We start from the raw sequence: 18,941 nt of genomic DNA on the forward strand, positions 1-18,941 counted from the left end.
GACAGGCGGATGAACGCTGAAGCAGCGCTTCTGGAGGGGCCCAACATTACCCCAAGTCGAGGCCCGAGGGCGATGGCCGGCACATGAGGTGTTGATACCGGCCGAAATCCAAAAAGTCGAACCGAACTCGGTCGGCCACCTACGGTTCAGCGCATGCCGGTCTCCAGCAAACGCTTGACGGCCGGCCACTCGCGGTCGGTGATGCTGTACAGGGCGGTGTCATCCAGGCGGCCATCGGCGAGGCGTCGGTGATTGCGCAAGAGGCCTTCCCGCTGGGCTCCGAGTTTTTCGATGGCGCGCTGGGAGCGCAGATTGCTCACCGCGGTTTTCAGCTGCAGACGCACCAGCTGCCAGTCCTCGAAGGCATGCTTGAGCAACAGGTATTTGATCGCAGTATTGAGGCCGCTGCCATGCTCGGCCTTGTCCAGCCAGGTCCAACCCAGTTCTGCGGCTGGCAGCGAAGGATTGAAATCAGCAAAGCGGGTGGTGCCAACAATGCGTCCGGCCATGCGCAGGGTGAAGACCACGGCACGACCCTGATCCTGATCGGCCAGCGCCAGGCGATACCAGTCGGGGCGCAAAGGCCCACTCAGGTAGATCAGTTCGTCGCGGTTGTGGTTGGCCAGTTCGACCAGGGCCGGGATATCGGCGTCCACCAGCGGCTCCAACCGCAGCGCTCCCCGCTGCAAGGTGACTGGCCCTGGCATGAACATCGCGGTTTCTCCTGACATGGATGGAATGAGGCGCTGCTGTTATCACAGCGGCGACGGTAAGTGTGCCGGGCATGAATGACCAGCGCGGCGCGACCAAGCGGACGTGCACCTCGGTGGCTCGCTCCTGCTCAACGGCAATCGCGCAGCGCTGACTATGCAAATTGCCACGATCAGCAAGCAGGAGGTCTATCGCAAGGCTTTGCGTTGGATCCAGCCATACCTGCCGCGCCCATGCGACCATGGTCGCAGCCGCGACACGCCGCCCCGTTTTACTGCGAAACTTTACCCATTCAACTATCAATGAGCGGTAACTCCGGCCATCCGAAACCTGCTGAGCTTGAGCAGCACCCAAGCACTATCCCGGTAACCTCGCTTATATCGGCTACGCCTGATGCGCAACTCGAGTGATCAGGCCGCCTACCGGCAAACGTGAACGCTGCCCGACCCAGCATAGCTCGGCCAACCTGCGGAAATGGCCAGGCTGAAGCCCGCTTGATTTATGTGTATCTGGAGTTCGCATGTCGTTGTCCGGTGGGCTGATTGCGCTGGTCGCCCTCACTTATATGGCCGTGCTGTTTGCCATTGCCTTTTACGGCGATCGCAACCGCAGCCAGCTGTCGCCGCGGGTTCGTGCCTGGGTTTATAGCCTGTCGCTGGCGGTCTATTGCACCAGCTGGACGTTTTTTGGCGCGGTCGGCCAGGCGGCTGAACAACTCTGGGCCTTCTTGCCGATCTACCTTGGCCCGATTCTGCTGATGCTGCTGGCGCCTCAGGTCATCCAGAAGATGATCATGATCAGCAAGCAGGAAAACATCACTTCGATTGCCGACTTTATTGCGGCGCGCTACGGCAAGTCGCAGCCGCTGGCGGTGGTGGTGACGCTTATCTGCCTGGTCGGCGTGCTGCCCTACATCGCACTGCAGCTCAAGGGCATCGTCCTCGGCGTGAACCTGCTGGTGGGCAATGAAGGCGAGGCCGCAGCCGGCTCCGGTGCGCAGGACACCGCGCTGATCGTGTCGATGGTGCTGGCGCTGTTCACCATTCTGTTCGGCACCCGCAACCTGGACGTGACCGAGCACCACCGCGGCATGGTCCTCGCCATCGCTTTCGAGGCGTTGGTCAAGCTGTTTGCCTTTCTCGCGATCGGCGCCTTCGTCACCTTTGGCCTGTTCGATGGTTTCGGCGACTTGTTCAACCGTGCCCACGACGCCCCCGAACTCTCGGCCTTCTGGCAGGAGACGGTGAACTGGCCAGCCATGATGGTGCAAACCACCGTCGCGCTGATGGCCATCGTTTGCCTTCCTCGCCAGTTTCACGTGACAGTGGTGGAAAACATCGAACCGCGTGACTTCCGCCTGGCCCGCTGGGTGTTCCCGCTGTATCTGGTGCTGGCCGCCGTGTTCGTCATCCCGATCGCCCTTGCTGGCCAGCTACTGTTGCCCAGCGGCGTCAGCCCGGACTCCTTCGTAATCAGCCTGCCGCTGGCAGAGTCGCATCCAGCCCTGGCCCTGCTCGCCTTCATTGGCGGGGCATCAGCGGCGACCGGCATGGTCATCGTGGCCAGCGTGGCGCTGTCGACCATGGTCTCCAACGACATGCTGCTGCCCTGGTTGCTGCGTCGCAAGGAAGCCGAACAGCCTTTTGAAGTGTTCCGCCACTGGATGCTCTCGGTGCGCAGGATCAGCATCGTCGCGATCCTGCTGCTGGCCTATGTCAGCTATCGCCTGCTGGGCTCCAACGCGAGTCTGGCGACCATCGGCCAGATCGCCTTTGCCGCGCTCACTCAGTTGGCACCTGCCATGGTCGGCGCCTTGTACTGGAAGCAGGCAAACCGCCGCGGTGTGTTTGCCGGACTTACCGCGGGCGGATTGATCTGGATTTACACCCTGATCCTGCCGCTGCTCGGCTGGCCGCTGGAGATGTTTCCCGGCCTGCAGTGGATATACACAGCCGATCTGCCATTCAACACCAGCGCGTTGACGCTCGGCGTCACCCTGTCGCTGGTGGGCAACGCGACGCTGTTCTTCTGGGTGTCCATCCTGTCGCAGACGCGTGTCGCCGAACACTGGCAGGCCAGCCGTTTCATCGGTCAGGAAATCCACTCCACCGCGAGCACCCGCCGGCTGCTTGCCGTGCAGGTGGAGGACCTGCTCTTGCTGGCCTCGCGCTTCGTTGGTGCCGAGCGCGCCGAACTCAGCTTCCAGCGCTTCGCCCGGCGTCACGGTCACGACTATTCGCCCCGGCAGCAGGCCGACGGCCAATGGATCGCCCATACCGAACGACTGCTGGCCGGGGTACTGGGCGCCTCGTCCACCCGCGCCGTGGTCAAGGCTGCGCTGGAAGGCCGGGACATGCAGGTCGATGACGTGGTGCGCATCGTTGGCGAAGCCTCCGAAGTGCTGCAGTTCAACCGTGCGCTGCTGCAAGGGGCAATCGAGAACATTACCCAGGGCATCAGCGTGGTCGACCAGTCGCTGCGGCTGGTGGCCTGGAACCACCGCTATCTGGAAATGTTCGAGTACCCGGACGGGCTGGTCTACATCGGCCGCCCGATCGCCGACATCATCCGCTACAACGCCGAACGCGGCCTTTGCGGTCCCGGTGATGCCGATACGCACGTAGCCAAGCGGCTTTACTGGATGCGTCAGGGCCGTGCGCACACCTCGGAGCGCACCTTCCCCAACGGCCGGGTGGTCGAGCTGATCGGCAACCCCATGCCCGGTGGCGGCTTCGTCATGAGCTTCAGCGACATCACCGCCTACCGTGACGCCGAACGTGCCCTGAAAGAAGCCAATGAAGGCCTCGAACAGCGCGTCAGCGAACGCACGCAGGAACTGTCCAAACTGAACAAGGCGCTGACGGCCGCCAAGAGTGCGGCCGAGGCAGCCAGCCAGTCGAAGACACGCTTCCTTGCCGCAGTCAGTCATGACCTGATGCAGCCCCTGAACGCGGCGCGGCTGTTTTCCGCCGCGCTGTCGCACCAGCACGACGCCCTGCCGGTAGAAGCGCGGGACCTGGTGCGTCATCTGGACAGCTCCCTACGCTCCGCCGAGGACCTGATCTCCGATCTGCTCGATATCTCGCGGCTGGAAAACGGTCGCATCACACCCGACCGCAACCCCTTCCCGCTGGCGACCCTGTTCGACACCCTGTCCACGGAGTTCACCATGCTTGCCGCCGAACAGGGCGTCGACTTCAGGGTGCATGGCAGTCGTTTGCGGGTCGACAGCGACATCCGCCTGCTGCGCCGAGTGCTGCAGAACTTCCTCACCAACGCCTTCCGTTACGCCAAGGGCCGCGTAGTGCTGGGAGTGCGTCGCCAGGGCTCCTCGTTACGTCTTGAGGTGTGGGACCACGGCCCGGGCATCGCCGAGGACAAACTGCGCGTGATTTTCGAGGAATTCAAACGGCTGGACAGCCATCAGACGCGCGCCGAGAAGGGTCTTGGGCTAGGTCTGGCCATCGCAGATGGCTTCTGCCAGGTGCTCAATCATCCACTGGCGGTTCGCTCCTGGCCCGGCAAAGGCAGCGTGTTCAGCGTGACCGTGCCAATCGCCAGCCAGGTGCTGCGACAGGCCACCAGCAACGGCAAAGGCGAAGCGCAGCAAACCGCCCTGACCGGCATTCAGGTGCTCTGCATCGACAACGAAGACAGCATTCTGGTGGGGATGAACAGCCTGCTGTCACGCTGGGGCTGCCAGGTCTGGACGGCCAGTAACCGGGCCGAATGCGAGGCCTTACTGCGCGAGGATGTGCGTCCGCAACTGGTGCTGGTCGACTACCACCTGGACCACGGTGAGACAGGTTCGGAGCTGATGGCCTGGCTGCGTACCCGCCTCGGCGAGCCGGTGCCCGGAGTGGTGATCAGCGCAGACGGGCGCCCGGAGCTGATCGCCGCGATCCACGCGGCGGGACTGGATTTTCTCCCCAAGCCGGTCAAGCCTGCCGCGCTGCGCGCACTGATGAGCCGTCACGTTCCGCTGCATTGATGCCGCGTTGCGCCAGCGCAAGCCGCCGCGGCAGCGAGACGGCTAGACTGATGTCATCAGAAGTTGCTGACGGCCTTTGCCCATGACCCTCGAACTACTGTTGAACCTGGCGACCGCTCTCGGCGTGGGCCTGCTGATCGGCACGGAACGAAGCTGGAGCGGCGGTGACCAGGAAGGCCAGGAGATGGCCGGCATTCGCACTTTCGGCCTCGCGGGACTGTTCGGCGGCCTGGCTGCACTGAGCGCCAGTCACTTCGGTATGCCCGCGTGGATTGCAATGTTCGTCGTGCTGGCCCTGTTGACGATTGCCGGCTATGTAATCGAATCCCGCACCAACAGCGACCACGGCATGACCACCGAGATGGCGCTGCTGCTGACCTTCCTGCTGGGCAGCCTCGCGGTAGCGGAGAGTCGCTTGCTGGCCGCCTCCGTGGCGATCGTCGTAGCGCTGCTGTTGAGCCTGAAAGCGCGGCTACACGGCGCGCTGCACAAGCTCAACGAGGCCGAACTGAGCGGCGTGCTGAAACTGCTGTTCATTTCCGTGGTGCTGCTGCCAGCGCTACCCAATCAGGGTTATGGACCCTGGCAGGCTTTCAACCCCTACACCACCTGGTGGATGGTGGTGCTGATCGCCGGCATTGGCTTTGCCGCCTATGTCGCCATCCGTCTGCTGGGCACCCGACACGGATTGATGGTCACGGCGCTGCTGGGCGGCATTGTTTCATCCACGGCGATGACCATCACCCTCGCCCGGCTGGTCTCAGGGAAAATGCGCCATGCCCTGGCCGCCGGTCTTCTGGCAACCTCGGCGCTGATGTTCCCGCGGGTGCTGCTGGAAGTCGGGGTGGTCAATCGGGCGTTGCTACCGGCATTGCTTGCGCCGATGCTGACGGCCGGTCTGATCTACGCCGCCGGTGCATTGTTTTACTACTTGCGCGCCGGTCAGCAGCACGACAACACCGCCGAGCCGCCCTTGAAGAACCCTTTCGAACTGGGGCCCGCGCTGCGTTTTGCCGGCCTGTTAGTACTCATCCTGTTCCTCGTCGAAGCCGCGCAACGAGGGCTTGGCGATGCGGGGGTCTATCTGGTTTCCCTGTTGTCGGGGCTGACTGATGTGGATGCCATCACCCTGTCACTGGCCAACAGCGCCCGGACCGACTTGGCGGAGCAGGTCGCGGTGCAGGGAATCTTTCTCGCCGCGCTGAGCAACAGCCTGGTCAAGGGCGGCCTGATCGTCTTTATCGGCGGGCGTACCCTAGCGCTGCTGACCTTGCCGTTCATGCTCAGCGGTCTGCTGGCCGGCCTGGGGGTATTGTGGCTGCTGTGACAGAGACGCGCGCTATTCCTCGGCCTCAAGCGGCGCCTCGGCCCCGGCGCGCTCGAGCCAGTCGGTCGGCAGGCGCTTGCTCGCCCGTGCACCCAGCAACTTAAGCTGTTCGGCGCGACTCACCAGATTGCCGCGCCCATCGGTGAGCTTGTTGCGCGCACCGAGATAAGCCTTGTCCAGTTGCTGCAGGCGGCTGCCGATTTCGTCCAGATCCTGAATGAACGCCGCGAACTTGTCGTACAGCGCCCCGGCACGCTCGGCGATTTCGCGGGCGTTCTGGCTCTGTCGCTCCTGGCGCCAGAGGCTGTCGATAACCCGTAGCGTCGCCAACAACGTCGTCGGGCTGACGATCACAATGTGCTTGCTGTAGGCCTCCTGAAACAGCTCCGGGTCGCCTTGCAACGCCGCCGCGAACGCAGCTTCGATCGGCACGAAAAGCAGAACGAAATTCAGACTCTGCAGCCCCTCGAGTCGCTGATAGTCCTTGAGCGACAAGCCCTTCAGATGGTTGCGCAAGGACAGCACGTGCTGCTTGAGTGCCAGCACACGGCTGCCTTCATCCTCGGCACTGATCATCGCCTGGTAGGCGGTCAGGCTGACCTTGGCGTCCACCACGACCTGCTTGTCGCCGGGCAGCTGAATCAGGACGTCGGGCTGAAAGCGTTCGCCATCGGCGCTCTTGAGACTGACCTGAGTATGGTATTCGCGGCCTTTTTCGAGGCCGGCATGCTCGAGCACCCGCTCAAGGATCAACTCGCCCCAGTTGCCCTGAGTCTTCTGCCCCTGCAGCGCGCGAGTCAGGTTGGTCGCTTCATCACCGAGGCGCTGATTGAGCTGCTGCAACCGCTCCAGCTCCTTGGCCAGGGAAAAGCGCTCACGCGCCTCGTTCTGGTAGCTCTCCTCGACGCGCTTCTCGAATGACTGAATTCGTTCTCTAAGCGGATCGAGCAGCTGCCCAAGTCGCTCATGGCTGGTCTCGGCAAAACGCTGCTCGCGCGCCTCGAAGATCTTGCCCGCCAGCTCGGCAAACTGCGCCCGCAACTCATCGCGCGCACCCTGAAGATCTTCCAGGCGCTGCTCATGGGTTTTCTGCTGTTCGCTCAATTCGGCTGTAACCCCGGCGTGAGCGGCGCTAAGCGCGCGTAGCTCGGCTTGCTGAGCATCGCGCTCGGCCTGCAGGTCATCAAGGGTTTCGCGGGTTTCTAGGCGCTGAGCCTGCAGCCATTCGGTTTCCCGCCGCAGCACGGCGGCTTCCGCCTGCAGCGCCGCCCGGGCCTCATGCAGGTCGGCCTGCTCCTGACGACTGGTTTCCAGCTGCGCGCCGAGGCCTTCCTGCGCCATGACCGCCTGACTCAGCCGCTCGTCCAGCAACGAAAGCTCAGCCCGCTGCAGGGACAGGCGCCGTTGCAGTGACAACGTGACGACGGCGAGTAATAAACAGAGGGCACCGAGACCGGCTGCTAGATAGAGGGGATCGAGAGGCATGTACGGCTCCGGCTGAACTGCCCGGCAGTATAGCCAGCCAGCCCGTACAGGTCAGGCCGGCCCGTCTGCGACGCCGAATCTAGCGCTTGGCCGGCAGCCGCAAAAGGATGCGCGAGGCTTCGGCCGAGCCTTGGGCCGCTGCCTGTTCCAGCCAGTGGCGCGCTTTGGACAGCTCGCGGTGCTGCCCCTGACAGTAAAGCTGACCGAGCTCGAGCTGGGCCTGACGGTCGCCAGCTCTTGCTGCCTGGCGCAGCAGTTCGAAACCGATGCGGCGATCACGCTGGCTGTCGCAGTCATGACAGAGCAAGCGTCCCAGTCGGCTCTGTGCTTCAACTACACCTTCGAGTGCCGGCTGCTTGAGCATCCGACCCGCGATACGTTTAACACTCTTGGTCTGTCCTAGACGCTGGCTGTCCAGCAGCCACAACGCCATGCGCATCGGCAGGCGTGGAGAAGATGATGTGCTCTCGAGCGGGCTCGAGGCGAGTGTACGCGTTCTCATGGTCACCGAATGGTTCGGGGGAACAAGGGCGCGCACTCTACTCCTTTTTTCACAGAGTTAAAGTCTTGAAAGAATCGGAAATACACGATCTGGTTCACACAATTTTTTAATCCACAGAAGCTGTGGATAAGTCTGTGGGCAAACAGGTTACAAAATCCCCTAGAGCCTATGGTTAGTGGGCTCGAGTTAAACTGGCGTTTTTTTCGCCAACGCAAAATATCCTTATATTTCAATTAGTTATTGAAGATATAAGCTTCCGCTTGGTTTGCGACAGATTGTCATAAGCGCTTGACAAGGCATGCTGGCAGATGTGCACAAGTTTGGCGCAGCCCTCTCCAAACGCCCGCCAGAGCGCTGTTCCTGGCCTTGCCGCTGGTTTCCAGGGAACTTTCCAAGTGAAGATCAGTCTCGCGCGACACGCATCGGCGCCGGTCGCAAGCGCGCCATGACCGGCCTATGCTAGAGCATCGATTTTCAGCGGAACGGGTCATGACAAAGCGGCGGACAATCCTCGTCTGGGCGGTTGCCGGCCTGACTCTACTCATCATTGGGTTCGGGTTTTACGCAGGCTTTCGCTGGCAGCAGCTGAAGCGTGACCTGGGGATCGTCACGCTTGAAGTGAGCGGACCGCGCCTGACACTCAGCCACCTTGCCGTGCGACAGATTGTCCTTGTCAGACAGCCATCAGCCGACGAACGGCTCGCAGTATTTCTCGATGACCTACGGCTCGACTTTGCAGACGGTTGGCAATTGCTGCCGCTGCAGTCACTGCGCATCAAGCGCCTCGACGCCCAGTGGCAGCCCCTGTCGAGCAACGATGACAACGCGCCCTTCTCTTTGCCCGACTTTAATCAACTGGTCGACTGGTCAGCCTGGTTGCCGCGACAAGCACAGATCGACTCGCTGGACCTGACCGTGCCCTGCGCAAGCGGAACCTGCCAGGCTCAAGGGCAACTGTTGTGGAGGCTTGGCGAGCACGCCCCCCTGCCCGCCACGCTCGATCTGCAGCTGGACCATCAGACGCACCGCCTGGCGCTGGAGCTGCAAGCCTACGAGCAAGACAGCGACACCCATCTGGATCTCGATCTCCAGCTCGACGGTCAGCAGCGCTTGAGCATGCAAAACCAGCTTTCGGCAAACAGCGACTCGACACTCTGGCGCGGCACATTGGCCATGAACGAATTGCCGGAAGCGCCCTGGCTGCTGGATTGGCTGAGTGAATGGGTGGCTTATTCGCCGCCAGCGCTGCCGGCACTGCCGGAGCAGATGCGGATCGGCGCAGGCTGGGCATTGCAGATCGACACGCAGGCTCTGCCGCAGGATTGGAAAGCGCTGAACGGCGAACTGCGGTTGTCGGCCAATTTGCCGGCGCCATGGCCCGTGGTCGGACTGGGCCAGTTACAGGGTCAGTTGGACCTCAGCGTTCGTGCCGATGACGGCCTCTGGATACCAACCGAACTGAACGGCGATCTCACCCTGCAGCCGGTCGCCGATCTGTTCGCCGGATTGCCGGACCAACTGCGCCCACGGGCCGTCAGTCTCAAGATCGTTCCGGCACAGAATGACCAGGCACCCCAGACGCTGCCCTTGAGTGTTCAGCTGGCTGCCAGCGGTCCCTCGCCTATGACGCTCGATACGCATCTGGTACTGCAAACCGCTGCGCCCTATACAGCGGCCTTTGACCGCACCCAGGTCAAGCTGCGCAGCCCGGCGATCACAGGGGCGGACTTCAGCTTGAAAGGCCTCGAAGCGGATCTGCGACTACGCGGACGGGTTTCACAACAAGACGCCACCGTTCGCCTGTCAAAAGGTTCGAGGCTACGGCTGAACAGCCTGACAGCCGCCTCAGACCTAGCAGCCAGCACGCTGATGATCGAGCTGGCGGGCCTCGGCGCTGAGGCAAGCTTCAGCGATGGTCAGATTCAGAGTTTGGCGGTCACTGGAAAAACAGCCGTAACCGCCGGTGAAGTGAAGCAGCCCGCCTTGCGTCCTCAGGGCTGGCGCTGGAGCGGCACGCTCAATGCGGACCCGTCCGAGATCTCGCTCGACGGCCCGCTGAGCAACGACGCCGGAATCAGCCTGCCGTTGAAGCTGACCCATAACCGGGTGGACAGCGCGACTCGACTCAATGTCACCCTGCCGGAGCTGTTCCTGCGTGCTGGCAACCCGCTGGCCGCGACCCTCGCCGACTGGCCGCCACTGCTGGAACTCAACAACGGCCGCATGCAAGGTCAGGCGCAACTCAACCTGCCCGGCAGCGGCGCACTTGCGGCAACGGCCAAGCTCAGCGCAAAGGGGCTGGGGGGTATTTACGACCGCACCGAACTCAGTGGGCTCGATGCTGAGCTGTCAGCCGTCCTGCGGCGCAATCAGCTGCGGCTGGACGTGTCAGAACTGACGCTGCGCGAAGCCAATCCTGGCTTTACCTTTGGCCCCCTGCGCTTTGCCGGCGAATACGCGGCCCCGCTCGACACGCTCGCTCAGGGGCGCCTGGCCTGGAGTACTGCCGAGGTGCGGCTGCTCGGAGGCCGCCTATGGCTGGAACCAGGCGCGGCCGACCTCGCGGCAGGTACCCAACAATTGCATGCCCATCTGCGCGGCCTGCAATTGCCTTTGTTGCTCGAAGCCTATCCTGCCGAAGGACTTACCGGCACTGGCGTGATCGATGGAGAACTGCAGCTGCAGCGCAGCGAAGCCGGTATCAGTATCGAGCAAGGCTCGCTGCAGGCGCGCGAACCTGGAGGCGCGCTGCAATTCCGCTCGCCGAAGATCCAGGCCCTGGGGCAGGCCAACCCGGCGATGCGCCTGGTGACCGAGGCACTGGATGACTTCCACTACGATCTTCTGGCCAGCGACGTACACTACGCCGCTGACGGAAAGCTGGACCTGGGACTGAAACTGCATGGAAGAAACCCAGCACTGGAAGGCGGCCGCCCGATCAACTTCTCGATCAATCTGGAGGAAGACATTCCAGCGCTGCTGACCAGCCTTCAGTTATCCGACCGGGTCAGCGAAACCATTCAACGGCGCGTGCAGGAACGCCTCAGATAAGGCACTGTAACGCCGTCCTCGACCTGGAGATGCCGTCATGCGGTTGCCCCACCCGATCAGCATTTTACTGCTCGCCCTCCTCGCCAGCGCCTGTACGCCACGCGTAGAGCTCGCCGTGCCCAACGAGCCAATCAACATCAACCTCAACGTGAAAATCGAGCACGAGATCTACATCAAGGTCGACAAGCAGCTCGACTCGATCATCAATGAAGACAGCGGCCTGTTCTGAGGAGCGTTATGAAGACCTATCTGAAATTCGGAACCCTGCTGCTGGCGCTGTGCCTCGCCCTGCCGGCCGCGGCCATGACACTCAACGAAGCCATGTCCGCGCTCGGCCAAGCCAAGGCCAGCGGCCAGCTCGGCGAAAAGCCCGACGGCTATCTGGGCGTGGTGCAGAGTGGCGGCCAGGCTGAAGAAATCGCCAGCCAGATCAACCAGGCGCGGCGCGCCGAGTACTATCGCCTGGCGCAGAAGAATGGCATCGGTGTCGCTGACGTCGAGGCCATTGCGGGCAAAAAGGCTATCGAGAAAACCCCAGCTGGACAGATCATTCAGCTGAACGGCAACTGGATCAAAAAGTAAGCGAAGCCTCCGCGGGGTGCATCCGCACCCCGTTTCTTTTCGACTTTAGAACCAGGTCGAAACCGTCAGCGATCCGAACTGATCGTGCTCGTCTTGCCCGTTGAATTCACGGGTGCGCCAGACCCTGGCGAAAGCCAATTGCCAACTGTTCCAGGTCAGCGCGACGCCTGCTTTGGCATCGCCGACCCACTCGTTTGGGTCTACCGAGTGGCTGTCCTTGAACGTATTGCCTTCGAGCAACATGTTCTGCGCCATGTAGCGCCCCTCGACGTCCGCGAACAGGCTCCAGGCGAAGCCGCCGCCCTGATCAAAAAACATACTGCCACTCTGGGCGGGCGCCACGGCCGGAATGCTGAAGCTGCGCTCCAGCCGCTGCCCGATGCGCAAACCGAACCCGGCAGAACCATAGGTGTAGAGATTGCCCAGCGCGAAACCGGCACTCGGGCCGTATTCGAATTCCAGCCCGGCAAGGCGTTGCTGCTGCCACCAGCGGTACTGGTAAGCGAGGTTGACGAAGGGTTCGTTGCGCAGCTGGTTGTCCCAGCCGCGCGGGTCGTCGCTATTGGTGATTTCATGGACCCGGCGCTGAATTTTCTCGCCACCGGCCGCCGGGCCGACGATACCGATGTCCAGATGCAACCCACTGGCGCCGCGCCAACCCTCGTGTTGGTCATCCGAGAAGATCGACATGCCGGCAAACAGCAGCGCAGCATAGGGACGGTCATCCTCGATCAGCTCCGCACGCCTGATGTTGTCCGGCGTATAGAGTTGATGACCAAGCCGATAGGCGATGTTGTCGACCTCCTCTGCCTCCCAACCTGGCATCGCCTCTGCGAACCGTCGCGACCAGTGATCGGCGTCGGGCTTGAACGAGCGCATCAGTTCGAAGCCGTTGGTGTAGTGGCCATCGTCAGAAGCAAAAATGTCGTTTTCGATTTTCAGCGAGTACAGGCCCGCCTGGCTCACCAGCGGCGTACAAGAAACAATGACGGCGAGGGACACGCGTGTGCGCAGCTGCGAAATAGCCATGACCCGGCTCCTTGGTTACATGCAAACAGGTATGTATCAGCCTGTTAGAGCCGGGCCGCAGGTTAAACGTTCAGCGTGAGCGCGGTGCACGAGATGCGCAACGGCATGGATGGCCGCCTGTAAAGGAGCGCATCAGGTTCCGATGACGCCCCCGTCATTTTTGGTGATGAGCACCGTGGAAGAACGAGGGCGCGTCTTGCCATCGCTGGCTGGGAAGCTCAGCTCGGGGTGTTGGATATTGATCCACATGGCGCGGTAATCCGGACTCCAGGTAATACCCGTGATTTCACAACCGCGTGGGCCGACCAGAAAGCGTCTGACTTCACGCGTATGCGGGTCGGCACAGAGCAGCTGGTTGGTGCCCATGGCCTGCATCGCGGCCTCTTCGTCGCCGTAGTCGGTTTCGATCCACAGCCGCCCTGCTTCGTCGAATGCCAGGCCATCCGGCGAGGAGAAGATGTCGCCGTTGATCGTACCGGTGAGGTTGGGTGGCACCGGCTGGCCGCTGGCATCCTTGGCGCCTGGTTGTTCGCCGGCCAGTAGAAAGATTTCCCAGGTAAAGGCGGTGGCGGTCGGGTCGGCGTCTTTCTCGTTCCAACGCAGAATCTGCCCGTGCAGGTTGACTGGCCTTGGGTTGGCCTTGTCGGTTGGCCACTTGACTCCACGGTTGTCGTTGTTGGTGAGCGTCACGTAGACCTCGCGGCTGCGCGGGTGCACTGCAACCCACTCGGGTCGGTCCATGGGCGTCGCGCCCGCCTGGTCAGCAGCGGCACGCGCATTGAGCAGCACCTCGGCCTGATCGGTGAATCCATTCTCGACGGTGAGCCCGTTCTGGCCGTGGACCAGCGCCAGCCATTCACCGCTGCCATCGGCATTGAAGCGCGCCACGTACAGCGTGCCGCTGTCGAGCAACTGGCGGTTGGCCTGATCGGCGCCCGGCACGTAGCGGCCGGCGGGGACGAACTTGTAGACGTACTCGCCCTTGGTGTCGTCGCCTGAGTAGAACGCCATGCGGCCGTCTTCACCCAGTGAGAGCACCGAGCATTCGCGGCAGTAGCGGCCAAAAGCGGTGCGCTTGACCGGTTTGCTCTGCGGGTCGAACGGGTCGACCTCGACCACCCAACCAAAGCGGTTCGGTTCATTCACATAGCCGCCGTGGGGTTGCGTCGGGTCCGGGGTGGCGTTGAAGCGCTCGTCGGCGGTTTCCCAGCCGTAGAGCTTGCTCAAGCCTTCGCCGGCGATGCCGTAGCGCTTGTGCGACCTGCGCTTGGCCAGGTCGGCCGCGTCATGGTTGACGAAGTAGTTGTGCCAGTTCTCTTCGCAGATCAGGTAGGTGCCCCAGGGCGTAAAGCCGCTGGAGCAATTGTTGACCGTGCCGATGATCTCGCGTCCGCTCGGGTCGGCAAAGGTCTTCAGCGCCTCGTGGCCGGCCAACGGACCGCCAACAGCCATGGGCGTCATCGCCGAGAGCCGGCGGTTGTAGCGCGACGGCATGACCCGCTGCCACTCGCCCTCGGCATCCTTCTTCACCTCGATGATGCTCAGGCCGTGGGCCGCCTGCTCCTTGCGTACCTCGTCCAGCGGGCGCTTGCCGTCGGTGAAGGTCATGCCGTAGGGGTGCAACGGCGGGTTGACGTATTCGTGGTTGATCACCAGCAGGCCATGGCTGTCAGGCGCATCGGGGAACGGAAAGAAATGCATGCCGTCATGGTTGTCGCCGGCCTGTTTGAGCTGGGCCTGCCAGTCATCGCTGGCATCCGGATTCCACGCTGGCGCGTCGGCCAGCACGGCGTCGCCCCAGGAAAAGAAGGTGCGCGCGCTGTAGCCCGGCGCGACCTGCACACTGTCGAATGTTGGGTCGAGCTGGGTAGGAATCCCGGCGAAACCGATCAGCGAATGCGACTGTCCGGCGCTACGACAGGCACTCAGCGCGCCGCCGAGAAAACCCAGCGCGGCGAGGCCCATGCCGCCCTTGAGCAGGTTACGCCGCCCCTGATCGACCAGCTGCCCTAGCGAGGGATTCGCGCTGGGGTTGATGGCCTGATCGTCCAGGGCGGAAAGGTTGGCGTGGAAATTCTGAAAGTCCTGTTTCATTCACTGGCTCGTCTGGCAAATGGGTCTGCTTCGCATCACTGGATGCGGTAATGAAAGGTGTTCTTTACTTCGGGAACGGTCACAGCACGACCCTCAACAATACGCGGCTGATAGCGAAAGCTTTTCGCCGCCGTCAGCGATGGCCGGATAAACAGCGGGTGGCAATCCTCGAGGGCCCTCGGGTTTTCGATCCGCCCCTGCGGGTTAACCGCATAGCTCACGGTGCAAGTGCCTTCAATCCCCTTGTCCAACGCACGCGAGGGGTAGTCGGGTGCGTCCTTGGCGATGGGCAGGTACTGGCGGCTTGCAGCCGCAGCGGCCTCAGCCTGTCGCGCCCGTTCCGCTGCCGCTTGGGCCTGCTGCGCAGCCTGTTCGCGCTGTTGCGCCTCGCGCACCAGCTGCTCGCGGCGCTCAGCTTCGAGCCGTTCCTGCCGCTCACGCTGGCGTTTTTGCTCGAGCTGCTCGTCGCGTAGACGTTGCTGCTCCAGGCGCGCCGCCTCTTCATGCTTTTTCTGCTCGGCCCGCTTGAATGCCAGCTCGGCCTGTTCGAGCCGATGCTGTTCGATTCGTGGATCCACCTGCGGTTCCTCGAGCACCGGCTCGATGGCTGCCTCGACCGGCTCGGGCGCAGGTCCAGGTTCGACTGGCGCCTCGAGTTTCGGCTGCGGCTTGGGCAGGCTGACCAGCTGGGTCTTGAGCACCTGTGTGGAGCCGGGCGGCGTCAGTTCGGGCGTCCAGCCGTGCAGCAACAGACCGAGCACCGCGGCATGCAACGCGATCGTCACCGTCGCCGCGCTGGCATGGCTGCGCCATTGCGGTCGAGCCACCGGAAAGCTGCTTGGCAGCGGCATGCTCAAGCTGCTCATGGTGCGGGCTGCCCGGGTGGCGCCTCGGTGATCAGGCCGAGATTGACCACCCCGCCGCGCTGCAGCTCGGCGATGCCAGCCACCACGCGGCCATAGTCCGCGGCATCATCGGCGCGCACGTAGACCTGGGTGTCGCCGCGCTCGGCGATGATCGCTGCGACCTTCTCGCGCATTTCCTCAAGGTCGATGGCGCTGTCGGTCTGGTCCTCGGCGTTCAACTCGCTGCCCAGGTTCCAGTAGAAGCCGCCGTCGGCCTTTACCGACAGCGTGAGGATCTGCCGCTCGTTCTCGGTAGGCATCGCCTCGGCGGCGACCTTGGGCAGCTCGATCTTCACGCCCTGCACCAGCATCGGCGCGGTGACCATGAAGATCACCAGCAATACCAGCATCACATCGATGTAGGGCACCACGTTCATTTCGGCCTTCGGGCCGTTTTTGCGCTGCGGTTTAACCAGCATAGCGAGGCTCCTTTCAGGCGGCTGCGGCGATGCTCGGCGACCCGGCATGCAGCCGGCGATGCAGCCGCGCCTGCAGTTCGTTGGCGAAGCTGTAGTAACGAGCACTGAGCGTCTGGCCACGGGCGGAGAAGCGGTTGTAGGCCATCACCGCCGGAATCGCGGCAAACAAACCGATGGCCGTGGCGATCAATGCTTCGGCGATGCCCGGCGCGACGGTGGACAGCGTCGCCTGCTGCACCATGGACAGCCCGAGGAAGGAATTCATGATCCCCCAGACGGTGCCGAACAGGCCGATGTAAGGGCTGACCGAGCCGACCGTGGCGAGGAACTGCAGGCCGCTTTCCAGCCGCTCTTCCTGCTCGGCGATGGCCACGTACAGACTGCGCTCGACGCCTTCGATCACGGCTTCGGGGGCGATACCCGGCTGGCGCTGCAACTGGCTGAACTCCTGGTAGCCTGCGAGAAAAATGCGCTGCAACGCCGCTTCGCGGGGGAGCGACTGCTCATTGCCCTCGCGATAGAGCTGGCTGAGTTCGCCGCCACTGCGAAAGCGCTGCAGAAAGCTTTTCAGCAGCCGTTCGGTGCGGCGCAGCGCGGCGCCGCGTTGGATGATCAGGTACCAGCTGGCGACGGACGCCAATACTAGGGTCGCCATCACCAACTGCACCACCAGGCTGGCTTCGCTGATCAGGCCCAAGACCGACATGTGTTCGCTTTGCATCTGTATTCCTCCGGCCGTCCCATGCAACGGCGCTCATTGGATTGCATTGGGGTTACGTTTCGATGACATCGCGGCGTAACCCGACAGGTTCACGCCAGGGTCAGTCCAGCCCCAGCGCTTCGGCGATCGCCGTCCACGGCACGTACTTGTAGTTCTGGGCGCCCTCGGGCATTCGCTTGCGGCCGTCTTGCACCACCAGCATGCCGCGACTCCAGGCTCCGCCGAGATTGGCCGAAGTAACCTCCAGGCCATCGGTCTCCGAGGCACCGTCGATGCCGCGCTCGGCATTCAGGCCGACGCGGAAGGCGCCGCGCACGCCATAGGGTGCTTGTGCATCGAGCACCAGGTAGCTGTCGTTGCCCTGGCTCGAGATCACCAGGTAATCGGCCTTCTCGCCCTGGTAGAGCGCCAGCCCCTCAACATCGTCATGCAGCGGGCCGCCTACACCGATGACCTTCTCCAGCTTCGCCGACGCATCGCTGCGCAGATCCAGCGTCCAGACCGCCTCGTCTTCCTCGCCCACGAAAAGCCGTTGAGTGCGGTCATTGGCCACGCAACCCTCGGGCTGGCTGGCGACCTTGAACTCCCGCACCAGCACCCCTCGCGGCGAGCCGCTGGAACCGTCGAGGCGGTACTGCCGGAAGGTGCCGTCCTTGTCGTTGGCGATGGCATGAATCACGCCCTGAGGGTCCTTGAACAGGCACAGGCCGTAGATTTCACTGAACGGCGTGTCGGTCTCACCGATGCCGCTGACCTCGCCACTGCGCGGATCGATGGCGAACAGGTGCAGGCTGTTGTGATCACGATTGCTCGCAACCGCCAGATCGACCCGATTGCCGCCGAGGGCGAAGCCGGAGCGTACATCGACATTGTTCAACCGCCCTACCGGCAAGTACTGCAGCTGCTTGCCGGTCAGGTCGTAAACAGCCAGCCCGCCTTTCTTGTCGGTGCCAAGCACACGGCTGCGTGCCGAATCGGTCGGATTGACCCAGATCGCCGGATCATCCGCCGCATCGCCGAGATGCGGCACCGGATCGGTCTGCACCATCGCAGGCAGCATCGGGATCACCGGCGTTGCGGCCGGCGCTTGGGGTTGCCAATCCAGCTGCGAGCGATGCACGCCACGCTCATCAGTCAACAAAAGATCGAGGCCGGCCGGCGTGACGCGGGCACTGACCTGCTCCGGTTCGTCGAACCCGTCCAGCGCAATCACCTGATGGCTGCGCCAGGCATCGCCATCGCGCCGATACAGGTGCAATGCACCCACCTCCGGATCCAGCGCCAGCATGCCGCCCGGCACCAGCGCCATGCCGGCAGCGGCTTCGGCGATGCCGCCGAACGGCTGCACGATGTCCACGGGCTGGCGCAGCAACGGCGCTTCGACGTCGGCGGCATAACGCCAGAAGCCGACGTTTTCCTCGTTCACCACCAACTCGCCGGTCTGGTCATCGACCTGGCAGTAGCTGCTTTCCGGTGGCAGGCTCAGGCCCCGTACGCGCTGCGGCGCCGCCAGCAACTTCTGCCCTGCCGCCACCAGCCATTGCTCGCCGATGCCATCCTCACCGATCAGAAACAGGTAGCCATTGCGCCCGGCGTCGCGATACAGGCACAACCCCTCGATGGCGAAGTCTGTCTTCGGCACGTACAGCGGCTGGCTCCACCGATGCTGGCGATCGAGCCCGAGCAGCACGGCCTGCTGACGCTTGCGGTCGAGCGTGGCGACCAGCAAGCCCTCCTCGCTAGCACGATGATCCAGCCCCTCGAAGCGGCCTTTCAACGCACTAAGTGGCGCTCCCTGGGCGTCCAGCAGCTCCACGCCGCGCGAATCCGGCCGAACCAGCAGCTGCGAAGCGCCCGGCCAGAACTTATCGGTGCCGATCAGCTGGGCACTTTCAGCATCCAAGGGTGCGGCGCTCGCTGTGCTCAGGTGCAGTGCGGCCTGGTTGGCAGCTGGCTGACCGGCTCCGGACTGACAGGCGGCCAGCGCAACGCAAAGGCTCAGCCACAAGGGTTTAAACGAAGTTACGTCCATGGTTTTTCCATTTAGCAGCCGCTGACCGGCACGGGTCCGAAGGGGAACGGAGCGGTGCCGGGGCGGCGTAAAAGTGAAGTCGGTAAGGGTCG

14 protein-coding genes are annotated in these 18,941 nt (G+C 63.1%); 5 read left to right on the forward strand and 9 right to left on the reverse strand.

Features of this window, described 5'->3' with window-relative positions:
* Positions 1–146 precede the first annotated feature (146 nt).
* Positions 147–713, reverse strand: a complete 567-nt coding sequence (locus CXK96_RS01400; protein ID WP_102834719.1) for a GNAT family N-acetyltransferase — start codon at positions 711–713, stop codon at positions 147–149.
* 518 nt (positions 714–1,231) lie between these two features.
* On the opposite strand from CXK96_RS01400, the gene CXK96_RS01410 reads away from it, so the two are divergent.
* Together CXK96_RS01410 and CXK96_RS01415 are read left to right on the forward strand one after the other, a co-directional pair.
* On the forward strand, positions 1,232–4,702 hold the full coding sequence (locus tag CXK96_RS01410; protein WP_102834721.1) for a hybrid sensor histidine kinase/response regulator: 3,471 nt from the start codon (positions 1,232–1,234) through the stop codon (positions 4,700–4,702).
* A gap of 82 nt (positions 4,703–4,784) precedes the next feature.
* The gene (locus CXK96_RS01415) at positions 4,785–6,029 is read left to right on the forward strand and encodes an MgtC/SapB family protein (RefSeq protein ID WP_102834722.1); all 1,245 of its coding nucleotides are present in this window, start codon (positions 4,785–4,787) and stop codon (positions 6,027–6,029) included.
* Between the two features lie 12 nt (positions 6,030–6,041).
* Here the strand turns inward: CXK96_RS01415 and rmuC are convergent, their stop codons facing one another.
* Positions 6,042–7,514, reverse strand: a complete 1,473-nt coding sequence (gene rmuC / locus CXK96_RS01420; RefSeq protein WP_102834723.1) for a DNA recombination protein RmuC — start codon at positions 7,512–7,514, stop codon at positions 6,042–6,044.
* 79 nt (positions 7,515–7,593) lie between these two features.
* Entirely contained in the window at positions 7,594–7,947 is a 354-nt protein-coding gene (locus tag CXK96_RS01425; RefSeq protein WP_234484500.1) for a tetratricopeptide repeat protein, read from the reverse strand.
* A 558-nt stretch (positions 7,948–8,505) separates the two neighbouring features.
* On the opposite strand from CXK96_RS01425, the gene CXK96_RS01430 reads away from it, so the two are divergent.
* Genes CXK96_RS01430 through CXK96_RS01440 form a run of 3 tightly spaced genes read left to right on the forward strand, consistent with a single transcriptional unit; the run spans position 8,506 to position 11,649 of the window.
* The gene (locus tag CXK96_RS01430) at positions 8,506–11,067 is read left to right on the forward strand and encodes a YdbH domain-containing protein (RefSeq protein WP_102834725.1); all 2,562 of its coding nucleotides are present in this window, start codon (positions 8,506–8,508) and stop codon (positions 11,065–11,067) included.
* A 37-nt stretch (positions 11,068–11,104) separates the two neighbouring features.
* Positions 11,105–11,296 carry a YnbE family lipoprotein gene (locus tag CXK96_RS01435; RefSeq protein ID WP_073300661.1) on the forward strand — a complete coding sequence of 64 codons (192 nt, stop codon included), beginning with the start codon at positions 11,105–11,107 and terminating at the stop codon, positions 11,294–11,296.
* An 8-nt stretch (positions 11,297–11,304) separates the two neighbouring features.
* A complete protein-coding gene (locus tag CXK96_RS01440) occupies positions 11,305–11,649 on the forward strand; it encodes a YdbL family protein (protein ID WP_102834726.1) in 345 nt (114 codons plus the stop codon).
* Between the two features lie 45 nt (positions 11,650–11,694).
* Here CXK96_RS01440 and CXK96_RS01445 read toward each other — a convergent pair whose 3' ends face one another.
* From CXK96_RS01445 to CXK96_RS01470, 6 genes are all read right to left on the reverse strand, one after another.
* Entirely contained in the window at positions 11,695–12,678 is a 984-nt protein-coding gene (locus tag CXK96_RS01445) for a lipid A deacylase LpxR family protein (protein ID WP_102834727.1), read from the reverse strand.
* A 132-nt stretch (positions 12,679–12,810) separates the two neighbouring features.
* Positions 12,811–14,772 (reverse strand): PhoX family protein, encoded by a 1,962-nt coding sequence (locus CXK96_RS01450; RefSeq protein WP_102834728.1) that lies wholly within the window; start codon positions 14,770–14,772, stop codon positions 12,811–12,813.
* A gap of 35 nt (positions 14,773–14,807) precedes the next feature.
* On the reverse strand, positions 14,808–15,638 hold the full coding sequence (locus CXK96_RS01455; protein WP_102834729.1) for a TonB family protein: 831 nt from the start codon (positions 15,636–15,638) through the stop codon (positions 14,808–14,810).
* The gene (gene tolR / locus CXK96_RS01460) at positions 15,635–16,096 is read right to left on the reverse strand and encodes a protein TolR (protein WP_102834730.1); all 462 of its coding nucleotides are present in this window, start codon (positions 16,094–16,096) and stop codon (positions 15,635–15,637) included. The genes CXK96_RS01455 and tolR overlap by 4 nt, the downstream gene beginning before the upstream one ends.
* Before the next feature lie 13 nt (positions 16,097–16,109).
* Positions 16,110–16,823, reverse strand: coding sequence for a protein TolQ (gene tolQ / locus CXK96_RS01465; protein ID WP_102835024.1), 714 nt, complete (start codon positions 16,821–16,823; stop codon positions 16,110–16,112).
* A 94-nt stretch (positions 16,824–16,917) separates the two neighbouring features.
* A complete protein-coding gene (locus CXK96_RS01470) occupies positions 16,918–18,849 on the reverse strand; it encodes a phytase (RefSeq protein ID WP_102834731.1) in 1,932 nt (643 codons plus the stop codon).
* Positions 18,850–18,941: the final 92 nt, after the last annotated feature.

Origin of the sequence: Stutzerimonas stutzeri (assembly GCF_002890895.1) — a bacterium.
Lineage (GTDB): Bacteria > Pseudomonadota > Gammaproteobacteria > Pseudomonadales > Pseudomonadaceae > Stutzerimonas > Stutzerimonas stutzeri_AB.